Source organism: Yoonia sp. R2331, assembly GCF_041103235.1.
Taxonomy (GTDB): Bacteria; Pseudomonadota; Alphaproteobacteria; order Rhodobacterales; family Rhodobacteraceae; genus CANMYO01.
The window spans coordinates 390513-406359 of the sequence record NZ_JBGCUN010000001.1 but is presented as its reverse complement, the minus strand read 5'-3'; the positions used below and the strand labels follow the sequence as shown (position 1 = coordinate 406359).

Here is a 15847-nt window from a genome sequence, read left to right as displayed (position 1 = left end):
CTATTGGGGCGTCCCCTTGCCGGGGGCGCCCGACAACCCTTTTCGACATGACCAAAGATCTCTCGCGAACCAAGCGCCGTCTTTTGTCGTGCAAACCAAATGGGCCACGTCATGAACTTGCTTCGCAAACTTGACCAAAATGCAGAACGCTGGCTGCTTCTGACCTTCTACGTGATGTTGGTCATCACCATGGCGGTCGAAGTGCTGCGCCGCGAGATTTTTGCTTACTCATCAATCTGGGGCGAAGAGATCGTGCGCTACGCGTTCATCTACCTCGCCTGGATCGGGGCCGCCGCCGCTGTCAAGGAACGGGCGCATATCCGGATCGACGTGATCATGCACTACCTATCGCCGCGGCCCAAAGCGCTGCTCTATATCTTTGGCGACGTGATCATGATGCTTGTGGCCGTGATTGCCCTCTACTGGTCTTACGAATCTGTTCACGTGTCCTGGAAATTTGGCTCCGTGACCGACGGTCTGCGCATTTCGAAGGTCTGGTTTCTGATGGCTGTGCCGACAGGCTTCGCCCTCATGATTTTGCGACTGCTGCAATCCATGCGCCGTGATTTCACCTCCCTCCGGACAGGTAAGCCTGTCTACGAGGGCGACACATTGTTCGACTAAGGAGCGCGGAAAATGCTTTGGAATACTGTCGCGCAAACGGTTGAGCTGGGGTGGGATTTCTACCTGCCTGTCATCATCTTCGTTGCTCTTATCGCCATGGCCGTGCCCGTTTGGGCCGCCATCGGCTCCTCTGCCATCCTGATGCTGCTGATGTCGGGGGATCTGCCCCTGTCCTTGGTCGGCGAGCGTCTTTTCACCGGGATCGACGCTTTTGCACTTACAGCGATCCCACTGTTCATTCTCACGGGTGACGTGCTTGTTCGTACCGGGCTCAGTCGAAAGTTTCTGGACGTCGCTGAGGCGCTGACTTGCTTTACCAAAGGCGGTTTTGGCTCGGCGACGGTTCTGGTCTGCGGCATGTTCGCAGCCATCTCTGGTTCGGACGCCGCGGGTGCTGCCGCAGTTGGTCGCATGACGATCGCCCGTCTGGTCGAGGCTGGCTACCCGCGCCCTTATGCTTGCGCCTTGGTCGCGGCAGGTGCCTGTACTGGCATCCTGATCCCGCCTTCAATTGCCTACATCATCATCGGCCTTGTTCTGGGCATATCCGCATCGACCTTATTCCTTGCAGCGCTGATCCCGGGCCTGTGCATTCTGTTCGCGATCCTGATCACCAACCTCATCGTGAACCGCATCTATGCCTATGAAGGCGGCGGCAATCTGACGTTTGGCGAGTGGCTGGGTAATCTTGGCCGGTCCCTGAAGTCCGGCTGGTATGCCTTTATCGTGCCGGGCATCATTTTCTATGGCATCTTCTCGGGCCGTCTGACCCCGACCGAGGCCGGGGCGACAGCTGTTGTTGTCACGATCTTGATGGGCTTTCTGCTGCGGACACTTAAATGGTCTGATTTTCCGGCCATGCTGGTCAGCTCCGCCAAGGTGAATGGCGTCATTTTGCCAATCATCGCCTTCTCAGCACCGCTCGCCGAAGCGCTTGCCATCATGGGGGTGCCGCAGGGCTTTGTGACATCCGCAACAGGCCTTACCGAAGAGCCTTGGGTGCTGATACTGCTCATGATCGGAATTCTGGTCGCGGCAGGCTGCGTCATGGAGACGACGCCCAACATCGTGATCCTTGCGCCGATCCTTCAGCCCCTTGCTGAAAACATCGGCATGAACGAAATTCAATTCTGCATCATGATGATCACGGCATTGGGTGTGGGCTTCATCACGCCTCCGCTTGGGCTCAACCTCTTTGTGGTGTCGGGAATTACCGGTGAATCGATCCTCAAGATAGCTGCGCGCGCCGTTCCTTTCGTGCTATGCATGTTTGTTGTGGTCTTGTTCATCGCCTATGTCCCGGCCGTCTCCACGACCCTACTTCCAGACATCTACAAATAGGACTTCTTTGACATGGCATATGAATACCTGAAGAAAGCGACGCTGACCTCGGCCTCAGGTGCGTCGGATGTGCATGAAACGGTTGTGTCGATCCTTGATGATATCAAGGCAGGCGGTGACGCCAAGGCGATGGAATATGCGGCCAAGTTTGATCGTTACGACGGCAACGTGTTGCTGACCAAGGAAGAGATCGAGGCAGCCATCGCGCTGGTCCCGGAAAAGCTCAAGTCGGACATCCAATTTGCCCATGACAACGTGAAACGGTTTGCCGAATTGCAGAAAAGCACTGTTGCTGATGTGGAGATGGAGATTCAGCCGGGCTATGTCGCGGGTCAAAAGGCGATCCCTGTGAATGCAGCCGGTTGTTATGTGCCGGGCGGGCGTTACAGCCACATTGCCAGCGCCATCATGACTGTCACCACAGCCAAGGTCGCTGGCTGCAAGCACATCACAGCCTGTTCGCCACCGCGCCCGGATGTGGGCATCGCTCCGGCCATTGTCTACGCCGCTCATATCTGTGGTGCCGACAATATCCTCGCCATGGGCGGGGTGCAGGGCGTGGCCGCCATGACTTATGGTCTGTTTGGATTGCCCAAGGCCAATATTCTTGTGGGTCCGGGCAATCAGTTCGTCGCCGAAGCAAAGCGCATCCTGTTCGGCAGCGTAGGCATCGACATGATTGCCGGCCCGACCGACAGCCTCATCTTGGCGGACAGCACTGCGGATGCCCACATTGTTGCCACCGATCTCGTGAGCCAGGCTGAACACGGCTACAACAGCCCGGTCTGGTTGGTCACGGATGATCGCACGCTCGCAGAGGATGTGATGAACCGCGTGCCTGCCTTGATCGAGGATCTGCCCGAACTGAACCGTGACAACGCCTTTGCAGCATGGCGCGACTATGCCGAAGTCATCGTCTGCGCCGACCGCGTCGAGATGGCAAAATGCAGCGATGACTACGCACCCGAGCACCTGACCGTGATGGCAGCGGACCTTGATTGGTGGCTTGAGAACCTGACCTGCTACGGTTCCCTTTTCCTGGGCGAAGAAACGACTGTGTCTTATGGCGACAAGGCCTCGGGGACGAACCACGTTCTGCCAACTTCTGGTGCCGCGGGCTATACCGGTGGGCTTTCGGTCCACAAGTATATGAAAATCGTCACATGGCAGCGCGCCACAAAAGAAGCCTCCAAAGATGTGGCAATTGCGACCGCACGGATATCACGCTTGGAAGGCATGGAAGGGCACGCCCGCGCAGCCGACGTACGTCTGGCCAAATACTTCCCGGGTGAGAACTTCGACCTAACCGCAGATGGCTAACCCAAGTCCACTTTTTGATCTGAGCGGAAAGGTGGCCTGCATCACCGGCGCAAGCTCAGGACTGGGCCGCCGTGCGGCCATTGCCTTGGCTGATGCCGGGGCAAAGGTCGTTGGTGTGGCCCGCCGGCAAGAGGCGCTGGACAGTCTGAATTCAGAAATTGGCGCCTCGGCGACGGGTGTTGCGGCGGATGTGGCTGATCGGGCGAAGCTGTCAGAACTGGTGGACAGGGTGTCGGCACCCTTTGGCGCGCCGGATATTCTGATCCATGCTGCTGGTGTCAACACCCGCGAAGTCGCGGACGAGGTGACGCCCGAAGGCTGGGACCAGACGCTTGCGCTCAATCTTTCGGCCCCGTTTTTCCTGAGCCGGGCCATGGTGCCCGCGATGAAGAAAAAGGGCTGGGGGCGGATTGTGAACTTTGCCTCCTTGCAGTCGACCCGCGCCTTTCCAGGAGGCATTGCCTACGGCGCAACGAAAGCCGGGATCGGCCAGTTGACGCGCGCCATGGCGGAAGCCTGGTCCAAAGACGGGATTACAGCGAATGCAATCGGACCGGGGTTCTTCCCCACCGAACTGACCGCCGCCGTCTTCGAAGACGATGCACGCGCGGCGCGCAACGCCGCGCAGACCTGTGTGGGTCGCAATGGGCGTTTGGAAGACATTGATGGACCTATCTTGTTTTTGTGTTCAGACGCCTCTTCGTTCGTCACGGGACAAGTGCTGATGGTTGACGGGGGGTTCACTGCAAAATGAAGGCCTTGGTTTATGACGGCGTTGAAACGTTGGGGTATCGCGATGTGCCGGATGCAGTTCCCGCGCCGGACGAGCACCTGATCAAGGTTGCCGCTGTGGGCATCTGCGGATCCGACATGCATGCCTATCTGGGCCATGACGACCGCCGACCTGCCCCCCTGATCCTTGGCCACGAAGCTGCGGGAAACGTCCAGGGCGGCGTCCGTGATGGGATGCGCGTCACCGTCAACCCGCTGGTAACATGCATGACATGCTCTGCCTGCCAGAGCGGCCGGGAAAACCTGTGTCCGACGCGTCAGATCATCTCAATGCAGCCGCGCGAAGGCGCATTTGCACAATACATCACGATGCCGGACCGCAATCTGGTTGAAGTCCCGCAGAATGTACCGCTGGAAAAGGCGGCACTTGCCGAACCACTTGCGGTCAGTTGGCACACCGTTCGGCTTGCGCTTGAAGCACTGCATCCGTCAATGGAGCGTCGCGCGTTGGTTTTGGGTGGCGGCGCAATCGGCCTTGCTGCGGCTTTGGCGCTTGCTGCAATGGGTGTGGAAGACATCACCATCGCAGAGCCAAATGATGCGCGCCGGGCCATGCTGACGGATACCTGCGGGCAGCATACCGTTGCAAATGTGGCCGAGAACTACCCGTTGATCATTGATGCAGTGGGCTTTGCCGCAACCCGGGCAACGGCCTCTGAACATGTGCTGCCCGGTGGGGTCATTGCGCATGTCGGTCTTGGTCAAGACGACGGCGGCGTCAACGTGCGTCGCTATACACTACAAGAAGTTACATTTATCGGCACCTATACCTACACAGCTCAGGACTTCCGCGATACGGCTCAGGCCATATTCGACGGCCGCCTTGGCCCGCTCGACTGGACAGAACATCGCCCCCTCGCGGATGGTGCTGCCGCGTTCAGGGATCTGCGGGCCGGTACGGTCGCATCCCCAAAGATCGTTCTGGACCCTTGGGCCTGAAGCAAAACCCGCAATTGATGGAGTTAGATCATGTATAAGAAGATACTTGTTCCCATGGCGCTTGATCACGGTGTGTCCGCGAACACGCTCGAAATCGCGCGCGCGCTAACAGGCGGTGCTGGCGAAATCATTGCGCTGCATGTCTACGAGGCACCGCAAGGATCGGTTCAGGCCTATGTAGACGAAGACATCCGAAAAGAGGCCATGGCCCGCGCAAAGGCGGAACTGGCGTCCAAGACCGCTAACCTTGACGGTGTCGCAGCCGAAATGGTCGTCGGGCACACCTATCGGTCCATCATCGACTATGCCACAGCGCATAAGGTGGATTGCATTGTGATGGGATCACACAAACCGGGCTTTAGCGACTACTTGCTGGGCTCCACCGCGGCCCGCGTCGTGCGTCATGCGCCCTGCGCCGTGCATGTTTACCGAAGCTGATAATCATAACCCACGCGCTCCGGCGCTCCCTCGAAAGGCAAAGACTGAAATGAATATCGACAAAAAGATCGTAGACGATCTTGTCGCCAATGAGGTCTCGTTCGTCACAACCGTTCCCTGCAAACAGCTGGCGGGTGTGATCGACGAGGTCGAGAACCGCGATGAGATTTTCCACATTCCTTCCAACAAGGAAGACGAAGGCATGGGGCTTTGTGCCGGGGCCTTCATGGGCGGCAAACGCCCGGCGATCATCATGCAGAATACGGCAATTGGTGTGACGATCAACACGCTGGCCACCCTGACACAGTTCTACCGGATGCCGCTGCCGATGATCATCTCTTACCGGGGCGAGCTGCGCGAACCCGTGGCCTGCCAGGTCGAGATGGCGGTGCATACCAAGGCGCTGTTGGCGCAGTTGAACATTCCGACCTACCATTTCCATTGGCAAAAGGACGTCGAAGAGTTCGACAACATCCTCAAATACACCTTCATGTCCAACAAACCCGTGGCGATCCTGACCGACGCCAACTTCTGGGGAGGCTACGGCGACCAATGATCCGTTCTGAAATTCTGCGCGAAATCGCGCCCATCCTGAACCCGCATCTTGTCGTCTGCAACATCGGTCTGCCCAGCCAAGAGCTGCACATGATCGACGACAATGAGCGCAACTTTTACATGCTTGGCACCATGGGCCTTTCGTCCTCCATCGGCTTTGGTCTGGCATTGGCGCAGGATAAGCCTGTGATCTCGATCGACGGAGACGGGTCTGTCCTGACCAACCTCGGCACGCTGCCGACCATCGCCAATAACGCCACAGGCAACTACACGTTGTTGATCATCGACAACGGCTCTTACGGCTCCACCGGCGATCAGCCGACCTATGCCGGCCAAAAGACCAACCTTACGGACGTGGCCCGCGCCTGCGGATGCGACAACGTGATCGAAGTGCAGGACAAGGAGCTTGGCCCAGTTTTGCAAGGCGCGATTGATAGTGATGAGATGACGATCATCGTCTGCAAGTGCGACAGCGGTAATATCAAGCTGCCGGTTATCACACTTGATCCGGTCGTGATCCGTCATCGCTTTATGGAAGCCGTGAAGGCCTAAATGGCGGCCGCCGACATCCATAGCGCTGCGGATGCCCGGCGGCTTGCCAAGCGCCGCCTGCCGTGGATGGTCTTTGACTACATCGACGGGGCGGCGGGCAATGAAACGGGGGCTGCGCGCAACCGCGCGGCCCTTGACGCCCTTACGCTGGAACCGCGGATTCTGCGGGACGTCAGCGACCGAAGCCTAGCAACAACGCTGTTCGGCGCGCCCGCCGACCGGCCATTTGGCATCGCGCCCATGGGAATGTGCAACCTGTCGGCCCCCGGTGCCGACCTGATGCTGGCCCGGTTAGCCGCAAAGTACCGGGTGCCACATGGGGTCAGCACTGTCGCCTCCACGCCCATGGAGCAGATCATCGAGGCGGCCGAAGGACACGCCTGGTTTCAGCTTTATTTCTCAGGTGACGGCACAGGGACCTTCAAGCTGGTCGAACGGGCAAAGACCGCAGGCTACGACGTGCTGGTCCTGACGGTGGATGTACCCGAGGTTGGCCGCCGCCCGCGCGAGCTGCGCCACGGCTTCAAGATGCCATTCTCCATCGGGCCCCGCCAATTCGTCGATTTTGCGCTGCATCCCTACTGGTCACTGGCCCAACTGGTTGCGGGAAAGCCGCAAATGGCGAATTTTGAGATGGAAGGCTATGATTTCGACCGCACGGAAAGCCGCGCAAAGGCAGATTGGAATACGCTGGCGCGCCTGCGCGAGATGTGGCCCGGCAAGCTGGTGGTCAAAGGTGTCCTGAACATCGACGACGCTGTGGCGTTGAAAGCGGCAGGTGTGGATGCCATTCAGGTTTCCAGCCATGGCTCACGCCAGCTCGAAAGCGCACCGGCGCCTATCCTGATGCTGCCAAAAATCCGCAAGTCTGTAGGACCGGATTTCCCTCTGTTTTACGACAGCGGCCTCAGATCCGGCGAAGATGTTCTGAAAGCGTTGAACGCCGGGGCAGATTTTACGTTCTTTGGGCGGTCCTTGCAGTTCGCCATGGCTGCGGGCCGCGAGGAAGGCTTGCGGCAACTGTGGGAGGTCTTCAGCGAAGAGCTGTCCTCTGCCATGGCCCAAACCGGAATGACCCAGGTCAGCGAGGCTGACGCGAATGCGAATTGACCCCTGTCACGTTTTGCGGCCGTTACGCGAGACGATACAGGTTTCGCGCAGTACCAGAGAATATCGCTTGAATTGCCGCATCCGGCACGTCCGAAAGGATCTGCTCCAGACTGTGAAACTGTTGCAGCGCTGAACAGTTGACGCCCTCCACTGGAAGATTCGAGCCATAAAGAATCCTTTGTGGGCCTAAGTGCGCAAGCGCATGCATGACGTATGGACGAAGCACCTTGGCAGACCATGACTTATCGACGGTCCACAACCCCGACAGCTTGAGAAAGACATTCTGCCTTTGGGCGATGCTTGCAATGCCTTCCAACCAAATGTCTGCATTACCCGGAACAGCGGGCTCCAACGTCGCAAAATGGTTGATGACAATTCGAAGCGCGGGCATGGCGCGCGCTAATTCCGCGACTTCGGGCAGTTGGTCGGGCACGACCACCATTTCGAGCACCAGATTGCGGGCAGCAAGTTCTCGTGCGGATTTGCGAAAGCCAGCATCAGCCAGCACGTTGGCGCGAGAGGCGACGCGCCACCGCCCGGCTTCATCCCATGCAACCGGAGTGCGAATGCCGCGCAAGCGGGCGCTGGCTATGGCGTGCCGCGCAATGTCCACGGCTGCATCGGGTGCCAATAGATCAACTTCGGCAATTATGGCGCTTGGCCAGCCGCTCTGGTCGGCAAGCTTCTCTAGCCATCGCGTTTCATCCACGGGATCGGCGGCTCCGGAATTGGCCTGAACATGGACGCTGCCCACTAAGTCGATGGCGGTCATATCTGACAGGTAGTCTTGTGGCAGATAGTTCCTCTGGATCGCATCCTTGGCGCCGAACCGCGCGGGGCCGGAATCCGGGGCCAACCAGCGGTATGGAAAGCGGCTCAATTCCCAGAAGTGGTGGTGCCCGTCGATCACCGGCACAGCGGGAAACCGACGGGTGATGCTCAATAGGTCGCCCGCCCGCCGGACAGATCGAACACAGCGCCGGTTGTGAAACTGTTTTCTGGGGAACAAAGCCAAGCAATCATCGCGGCAGCCTCATCAAGTTCCAGAAAACGCCCGCGCGGGATTTTGGAAAGCATATAGTCAATGTGCTCCTGGCTCATCTGGTCAAAAATCCGGGTGCGAGCGGCAGCCGGGGTGACACAGTTCACAGCAATGTCGAGGTCAGCCAGTTCTTTGCCCAGCGATTTGGTCAACCCCATCACAGCAGCCTTGGACGCGGAATAGGCCGAAGCGTTCGGATTGCCGTCCTTGCCAGCGACGGACGCGATATTCACGATCCGTCCGTAGCCTGCGGCGGTCATCGAAGGCACGACCGCACGGTTGACGTGAAAGGTGCCCAAAAGGTTGATTTCGGTAATCGCGCGAAATTCGTCCACGGGGTATTCAGCAAGTGGTCCGTTTGACCCCGCGACACCGGCAGAGTTGACCATAATGGCAATCGGTGCGCCGGGCGCGAGCGTGGCCTTTGCCGCGGCTTCGACACTCGACCAGTCCGCAATATCAACGGCATGTGCCGTTGCTCCGCCGCCAATTTCAGCCGCGGCTTGCTTGCATAAGTCGGCATCGCGATCCCACAGCGCGACCCGCGCGCCACCCGCGGCGAGCCTGTCCGCCACCGCGCGCCCGATCCCCTGTGCGCCGCCGGTGACAACGGCAAGTTGGTCTTGAAACTGTTTCATTCGATTTCTGCCTTTTCGTTCTGCGAAATATCAAAAGGAGCGCCGCCCGCCTCGCTTGAGCTTAAGAGCGCGTGCAGCGCCTCTACTGCGCGCGCGCCAACATTGCCGGGGCTTTCGTTGCTGCCCTGCCCCAATGCGATGTCCACCAATCGGTTAGCGGGGCCTTCGCAGCTATAGCGCCAGGCGCCGGGCGTGACGGGCGCGATCTCGGTCTTGCCGTCTGCGGTTTTCAAGACCAATCGTTCAGTCTCAATGTCGAGCACAAGCGATCCCTTGTCCCCATAAAGCCGGATGTCGACTTCAAATCCGTGCCCCTCGGGGACACCGCAACTGCCTGAAAAGACACCTGTGGCCCCGTTGGTGAACCTCACCGCCGCAGCGTCGTGCAGGTCGATGGTGCTGGGGGCCTGAAAAACCGACGCCTGCACCGAGGCGGCACGCAAGTCAGTAGCCCAGAACAGAATGCCAAGCGCGTGCGACAGCTGCCCAAAAGCATAACCGCCGCCCTGATCGGGGGCCTCCCAAGTGCTTCGGTCAGGTTGGATAGCGATATGCTTCCACCGCTCCATGCCACCACCCGAAAATATCCCGCGCGTGAATGACGCCATGTGGCAGACGACATGCTCAATGGTTCCAATGCGGGCCGCAAAGTCACGAATCTGCGTGAAACCATCCTTATAGTTCCAGCCATAGGCCACCAGCAGCTCGCCCTTCGAGCGACTTTCCACGTCAACAAGGCTCCACGCCTCGTCAGGATCGAGGGACATGGGTTTTTCCACCAGAACATGGCAGCCCTTCTCAAGAAAGGCGCGGGCCTGCTCGTAATGCAGATCATGAGGAGAGGCGATGACCACAATGTCGATGTCGCGGTCAAGAACGTCGCGCCAGTTCTCGGTTGCAAAAGCAAAGCCAAATTCGTCGCGAATGAGGTCCAGTTCGTCCCGTCCCAGACGGCACACGCTATCAAGCGTCACTTCGCTGCGCGCCGCCAGAACTGGAATGTGCATGCGATAGGCGAAATGCCCTGCCCCGATAATAGCGGCCTTCAACATGCCATCACCCAGTAAGGGTTTGAATCCAATGTCATGTGCTTTTCCTGATTTGCAATGTGTAGCCGATGTCATGCACCGTTTGGTCGGTGTTGCCGCTGTCTAGTCGGGAATGAACCAACTTAGCGGACTGGGTTCCGATGGTATGGCCGGGAATGCGCACTGTCGTCATCGGGACCGGCAGAAGCGATGAGATGCTAAGGTCACCAAACCCCGCAATGGCCACATCCTCTGGCACCCGCACGCCATGTGACATGCACCACAGCATCGCGCCCTGCGCGGGCAGTTCAGCAAGGAAAAAGACAGCATCCGGCGGGTTCGCGCGTTGCATCAGCGCTTCAATGATTGGCCCCCCCGCTTCGAGGGTGGCCGGATTGTCAAATTCGGTGATCGTGTCCGGTTCAATGTTGCGCCCGGCAGCGCGCATCGCATCCTTGAAGCCGCGTGTCCGGTCAGAGGCCTGATCGTTATGGATTGCGGCCCCGCCAACCATGACGATGTTCCGATAACCTTTGTCGATAAGGTATCGCGTCATGTCGACCGTCGCGGCATGATTGTCAAAGCCAACGGCACAATCGATCACGTCGTCGGCAATGTTCCAAGCCTCGATAACCGGTCCATCATAGCGTTCCAGCATATTCCGGGTGCCTTCGGTGTGCGAAAATCCCGTGAGGATGATGGCATCTGCTTGCCGTGCAATGAATGTACGCACCGCATCCTCTTCAGCCTCGGGCGACCAGTTTGATACGGCCAGAAGCATGCGCAAACCATGCGCGTCCAGTTCGGCAGTGATCCCTTCGGCGAAATCCGAAAACAGCGAGCTGGCGAGAATCGGCACAACAACGCCAACCATGTCAGAGCGCTTCGAGACCAGCGAACGCGCGGCAAGATTGGGGACATACCCCAGCTCCACAATTGTATTTTGTATCCGCTCGCGGGTGTCGGGGTGCACCGTGTCAGGCTGCCGCAAGGCACGAGACACCGTGATCAATGAGAGGCCCACAGCCTTAGAAACATCCTTCAGCGTGATCGGTCTCTTTGCACCAACCGCCATCAATTTGCCCTCCACATGGATTGCATCGACCTGGGGTTGCCCTGAAAGAAAGTTGCAAAAAACATCGTTGACATACGAGTATCATTGCCCCTAACGTACGTCAATACGAAATGACACACGAATAGCATCAAAGATTCCAGGGACAACCCCTGAACGACTGGGAGGAAGAAATGAACAATTCAATCAACAGACGCCGTTTCATGGGCACAACTGCCGCAGCAGCAATCGCCGCCGCCGCGCCGTTGCGCCCGGCGCATGCTGCCTCTGGCAGCGTGTCGGTTTGGAAATTCGGGGGCACGCCCACCGAGGTCGAAAACTGGGCGTCGCGCAATGACGCCTTCACTGCCGCTCACCCGGATATCAACCTCGACTACTCTTACTTTAATGGACAGATTCGCCGCCAGAAAATCCTGGCAGGTTTCCAGACGCGGCGCCTTGCGGACGTGATCATCGCATTTGGTCAGGACATTCCTGAATTTGCCGGCTTTGACATGATCCAGCCTCTTGATGACATCGCATCGGACAAGATCGACGGCTGGAAAGAGCGGATCGTGCCAGAGGTGCTGGAATCCGGCATGCATGACGGCAAGCTTTATGGCCTGCCAACTTATGTCGACATGGCCAGCTTCCTTGCCGTCAACCTTGACGCGCTGGAAGAGGCCGGCTTCGACCGTCCGCCGGCCACATGGGAAGAACTGCGCGAATACGCCAAGGCAATGACCAAACCTGACCGCCCAGGCCTCGCGTTCCCCGCGACAACAGCGCCGGTCGATATCAATATCTTTGAAGGCATCGCCTATGCGAATGGCGGACGTATCTTTGACGAGGAAACCGGCAAGGTCACGCTGAACGACGCCGGTGTCGTGGATGCCTTGCAGCTCTATGTCGATCTGATCGCAGACGGCTCAACGCCACCTGCCACTTCGCTGACAGAGACATTCTTCCGCGATACAGCGCAATTGTTCGGTCAGGGGCGTTCGGCCATGTGGATCGGTCTGTCGTGGCTGAACACACCATGGGGTGTGTCAGAGGATGTGCGCTGGACCGGCGTGCCATTCCCACGCCCGGACACCCCAACCGGTGCCTTCTCCCCGGTGAATGCGATCATGGATCCAACCGCGATCCTGATGGTGTCGTCGCGCGCCGAGAACCCCGAAGCCGCTGTCGAGTACCTCGATTTCTGGTCGCAGGACGAACAGTTGGAAATCTGGGGCGGACAGCCCGAGGTGGCGCGAATTCCTGCCGGCAAGGCCGCTTGGGACAATGCGGAACTCGAAGAGGTGTGGCCCAACTGGGTCGAGGCCTACAACGCGGGCACATTGTTCGAAGGCGCGGCCCCAATGCCGCGGTTCATCGGCGTCTCTGCCATCGAATCCGCACTTGGCACCGCCATTCAGGAAGCCGTGTTGGGCCAGAAGACGCCGCAACAAGCGCTTGATGACGCAACCACCGCCGCGCAGGCTCAAATCGACCTGATCCGCGGTTAACTTTACCTCCCAAGGGGGCCCGACGATGATGCCGAATGACCGCCGCTTGGCGTATTTCATGATATTGCCTGTGGTGGCGGCTGTTCTCGCCTTCGTCGTCGGGCCAACTTACAACGTGGCCACGTTGAGCCTGACGCAAGTCGTCATGGGACAGGAACGTGGCTTTGGAACGCTCTCGAATTTCGACGCGCTCTTTAACGATCCCGTCTTTTGGACCGTGATGAAAAACACCGCGATCTGGATTGTTGGCGGCACGATCCTATGCGTCACAGTTGGTCTTGGTGTTGGAACCTTTCTTGCGGTCGACAGCAAAATGACAACATGGCTGCGCGCCTTGATTCTTCTGCCATGGGTGTTGCCCGATGTGGTGACCGCCATGGCCTGGAAATGGATGCTACACGGCCAAGTCGGCATCATCGGCCAAACGCTGGAAAGCACCGGAATGACCGAGGGAACGGTTTCATTCCTGGGCAACCCTGACACTGTGATGTGGACGCTTGTGGTGGTCCTGATCTGGCGCAAGATGCCTTTGGTGGCGTTGATCCTTTGCGCGGCAATCCGGTCTGTCCCGGACGACCAACTGGAAGCCGCACGTATGGATGGCGCAACGGCCTTCGAACGCTTCCGCTTTGTCGTCCTACCGAATATCGCCTTTTCGCTGACCGCTGTGACCGTGATCTCGATGATCTGGATCACCGCAGAATTCGCCCTGCCCTGGATCATGACAGGTGGCGGCCCCGCAAACTCCAGCCAAATCATGGCGACCTACATTTACCAGCAAAGCTTCGAATTCTTCAACTGGGGCGTCGCCTCCGCCATGTCCGTGGTGAACCTGGTGATGCTGGCCTCAATTGTCGGACTGTACCTCTATATCAATCGACGGTCCTGGGCATCGGAGGGCGCACAATGAACGAGACACCGCGCACATGGTATTGGATCGGGCTTAGTCTGGTCGGTCTGGTCATCGCCGTTTATGTCCTGTTTCCGGTTTTCTGGCTGTTCCTTGCATCGTTCAAATCCGAAGCAGAACTGGTGCAACTGCCAGTGGCTTTCTGGCCCGAGGCCCCTACGCTTGAAGCCTATGCAGCGCTGTTTTCGGACACGCATCAAAAAGGTCAGCTTCTGGATTGGCCACGCCTGATCTCAAACAGCTTTTTTGTTGCGATCACCTCAACCGTCCTTGTTGTCTTTTTCGGTACGCTCGCGGGCTACGCATTTGCCCGCCTGAACTTTCCGGGTCGTGACCTGATCCTGGGCGGATTGCTGATCAGCCGGATGTTTCAAGGGGCGGCGTTGCTCTTGCCGACGTATCGTTTGATGAACAGTCTCAACCTCCAAGACAGCCTGATCGGCCTTGTCCTTCTTTACAGCGCCTTTGGTCTGCCGTTTGCGACGTGGATCATCGCCTCGTCCTTGCGTGAAATCCCGCGCGAGCTCGAAGAAAGCGCAATGATGGATGGCGCCACCCGACTGCAGAGCATGGTGATGGTGGTCCTTCCGCTTGCAACCCCTGCATTGATAACAGCAGCGATGTGGCACTTTGTCGGCGCATGGTCAGAATTTGCGTTTGCCTCGATCCTAATGGAATCCAACGAGAACAAGACGGTCACAATCGGCCTGGCGAGTTTTGTTGAACTCTTCACGCTGGAATTTCAGTTCGTCGGCGCTGCCGCGACCATTGTGGCCTTGCCAATCATGCTCGTCTTCTTCTTTGGCCAGCGATACTTCACCCGAGGCCTGCTCGCCGGGGCGGTCAAGGGATGACCATCGCCAACATCACTGCACGGGCCATCGATTGCGGCTTTCAGAAGCAGAAGTTGCAGACCTCTCGCGTGGCCTCTCCCATGTCGCGGTTCCCGCAATTTGCCGAGCAGCGCGCCAGTTGGATGTGGCCCACGAAAAAAGTGTTCGTGCGCATCGAAGATACCGACGGCACGCTCGGCTGGTCCTGCACCAATGGCGGTGAAATCGTCGAGATGATCGTGAATACACATTTGTCTCGGCTGTTGCAGGGACAAGACGCAGACGAGATCGAAACCATTTGGGGACAGATGGTGGCGGCGCTGTTGCCCAACGACAGGTCCGGCTTTGCCATGATGGCGGTCGCGGCCATCGACATCGCGTTGTGGGATCTGCGCTGCAACCAAAAGGGTCGACCGCTGGTCGATCTGCTTGGCGGATCGGAAGCAACGCATCTGCACACCTATGCCACCACCCCACGCCCCGAGGCATTGGCCGGTGCGGGATGGCATGGCCTTAAGGCAGCCGCGCCTTTCGGCCCGGAAGCGGGCGCTGATGGGCTGGCAGAGAACATCGCCCTGATGCAGCGTTTCGCAGAAGCTGCCGGGCCGGATGTGCCGATCATGATCGACGCCTTCATGGCCTGGGATGCAGATTACACACTGCGCTTTGCTGAGGCCGCAAGGGACCTACCATTGGCCTGGATCGAAGACCCGCTGCCGCCGAACGATATCGAAGGTATGGCCCGTGTACGCGCCGAAATGGATCCCGCCCTGCCGCTCGCACTGGGAAACTTCGCCTTCTCGCGCGCCGATTGCGCGGAACTGATGCGCGAAGGCCTTGCCGGCATCTTGCAACCTGATGTGGCCTGGGCCGGCGGCATCACCGAAGCAATGCGCATACTGGCGATGGCCGACGCAGCAGACACCCCTGTCATTCTTCACAACAGCTGTGAACAACCCTGGGCGCTGGCCCTTGCGGCGACCTGTCAGACCGATCCGCTGGTGGAATTCGTCGACCGTGGCGACACCTCACCACTCTATGGTTTGATTGCACCCCGCCCTGCCATTCAAGCCGGTCAGACGCCTGTACCTCGCACCGCAAACCAGCCCTTTGACCTGGCCGACAAGGCCTTTTCCCCAATGTCACTGCAAGGAGCCTGATCC

Annotated in this window: 17 protein-coding genes; 13 read left to right on the top strand and 4 right to left on the bottom strand. The window is 58.6% G+C overall.

Going from position 1 to position 15847, the window contains the following annotated elements:
• Positions 1 to 111 precede the first annotated feature (111 nt).
• The 9 genes from AB3Y40_RS02100 to AB3Y40_RS02060 are packed head-to-tail and all read left to right on the top strand — an operon-like array spanning position 112 to position 7671.
• Positions 112 to 624 (top strand): TRAP transporter small permease, encoded by a 513-nt coding sequence (locus AB3Y40_RS02100; protein WP_369437148.1) that lies wholly within the window; start codon positions 112 to 114, stop codon positions 622 to 624.
• A 12-nt stretch (positions 625 to 636) separates the two neighbouring features.
• Positions 637 to 1965 carry a TRAP transporter large permease gene (locus tag AB3Y40_RS02095; RefSeq protein ID WP_369437147.1) on the top strand — a complete coding sequence of 443 codons (1329 nt, stop codon included), beginning with the start codon at positions 637 to 639 and terminating at the stop codon, positions 1963 to 1965.
• Positions 1966 to 1977: 12 nt separating this feature from the next.
• Positions 1978 to 3285, top strand: coding sequence for a histidinol dehydrogenase (gene hisD, locus AB3Y40_RS02090; protein ID WP_369437146.1), 1308 nt, complete (start codon positions 1978 to 1980; stop codon positions 3283 to 3285).
• Entirely contained in the window at positions 3278 to 4039 is a 762-nt protein-coding gene (locus tag AB3Y40_RS02085) for an SDR family NAD(P)-dependent oxidoreductase (RefSeq protein ID WP_369437145.1), read from the top strand. The genes hisD and AB3Y40_RS02085 overlap by 8 nt, the downstream gene beginning before the upstream one ends.
• Positions 4036 to 5016 (top strand): alcohol dehydrogenase catalytic domain-containing protein, encoded by a 981-nt coding sequence (locus AB3Y40_RS02080; RefSeq protein WP_369437144.1) that lies wholly within the window; start codon positions 4036 to 4038, stop codon positions 5014 to 5016. The genes AB3Y40_RS02085 and AB3Y40_RS02080 overlap by 4 nt, the downstream gene beginning before the upstream one ends.
• Positions 5017 to 5046: 30 nt before the next feature.
• Positions 5047 to 5454, top strand: a complete 408-nt coding sequence (locus AB3Y40_RS02075; RefSeq protein WP_369437143.1) for a universal stress protein — start codon at positions 5047 to 5049, stop codon at positions 5452 to 5454.
• Positions 5455 to 5503: 49 nt separating this feature from the next.
• On the top strand, positions 5504 to 6010 hold the full coding sequence (gene comD, locus AB3Y40_RS02070; RefSeq protein ID WP_369437142.1) for a sulfopyruvate decarboxylase subunit alpha: 507 nt from the start codon (positions 5504 to 5506) through the stop codon (positions 6008 to 6010).
• Positions 6007 to 6561 (top strand): sulfopyruvate decarboxylase subunit beta, encoded by a 555-nt coding sequence (comE, locus tag AB3Y40_RS02065; RefSeq protein WP_369437141.1) that lies wholly within the window; start codon positions 6007 to 6009, stop codon positions 6559 to 6561. The genes comD and comE overlap by 4 nt, the downstream gene beginning before the upstream one ends.
• Positions 6562 to 7671: an alpha-hydroxy acid oxidase gene (locus AB3Y40_RS02060; RefSeq protein WP_369437140.1), complete on the top strand. Its 1110-nt coding sequence runs from the start codon at positions 6562 to 6564 to the stop codon at positions 7669 to 7671.
• Between the two features lie 22 nt (positions 7672 to 7693).
• On the opposite strand, the gene AB3Y40_RS02055 is transcribed toward AB3Y40_RS02060, so the two are convergent.
• Genes AB3Y40_RS02055 through AB3Y40_RS02040 form a run of 4 tightly spaced genes read right to left on the bottom strand, consistent with a single transcriptional unit; the run spans position 7694 to position 11454 of the window.
• Entirely contained in the window at positions 7694 to 8614 is a 921-nt protein-coding gene (locus AB3Y40_RS02055) for an amidohydrolase family protein (RefSeq protein WP_369437139.1), read from the bottom strand.
• Complete coding sequence (locus AB3Y40_RS02050) at positions 8611 to 9351, bottom strand: SDR family NAD(P)-dependent oxidoreductase (RefSeq protein ID WP_369437138.1); 741 nt, start codon at positions 9349 to 9351, stop codon at positions 8611 to 8613. Before AB3Y40_RS02050 ends, AB3Y40_RS02055 begins: the two co-directional genes overlap by 4 nt.
• Entirely contained in the window at positions 9348 to 10403 is a 1056-nt protein-coding gene (locus AB3Y40_RS02045; protein WP_369437137.1) for a Gfo/Idh/MocA family protein, read from the bottom strand. Before AB3Y40_RS02045 ends, AB3Y40_RS02050 begins: the two co-directional genes overlap by 4 nt.
• 31 nt (positions 10404 to 10434) lie before the next feature.
• Positions 10435 to 11454: a LacI family DNA-binding transcriptional regulator gene (locus AB3Y40_RS02040; protein ID WP_369437136.1), complete on the bottom strand. Its 1020-nt coding sequence runs from the start codon at positions 11452 to 11454 to the stop codon at positions 10435 to 10437.
• 170 nt (positions 11455 to 11624) lie between these two features.
• Between AB3Y40_RS02040 and AB3Y40_RS02035 the strand changes: the two genes are divergently transcribed.
• From AB3Y40_RS02035 to AB3Y40_RS02020, 4 genes are read left to right on the top strand one after another with little or no spacing between them, the layout of a single operon-like run.
• Positions 11625 to 12941 carry an ABC transporter substrate-binding protein gene (locus AB3Y40_RS02035; RefSeq protein ID WP_369437135.1) on the top strand — a complete coding sequence of 439 codons (1317 nt, stop codon included), beginning with the start codon at positions 11625 to 11627 and terminating at the stop codon, positions 12939 to 12941.
• A 25-nt stretch (positions 12942 to 12966) separates the two neighbouring features.
• On the top strand, positions 12967 to 13851 hold the full coding sequence (locus AB3Y40_RS02030) for a carbohydrate ABC transporter permease (protein WP_369437134.1): 885 nt from the start codon (positions 12967 to 12969) through the stop codon (positions 13849 to 13851).
• Entirely contained in the window at positions 13848 to 14705 is an 858-nt protein-coding gene (locus tag AB3Y40_RS02025; RefSeq protein WP_369437133.1) for a carbohydrate ABC transporter permease, read from the top strand. The genes AB3Y40_RS02030 and AB3Y40_RS02025 overlap by 4 nt, the downstream gene beginning before the upstream one ends.
• On the top strand, positions 14702 to 15844 hold the full coding sequence (locus tag AB3Y40_RS02020) for an enolase C-terminal domain-like protein (RefSeq protein ID WP_369437132.1): 1143 nt from the start codon (positions 14702 to 14704) through the stop codon (positions 15842 to 15844). Before AB3Y40_RS02025 ends, AB3Y40_RS02020 begins: the two co-directional genes overlap by 4 nt.
• The last annotated feature ends 3 nt before the right edge of the window (positions 15845 to 15847 follow it).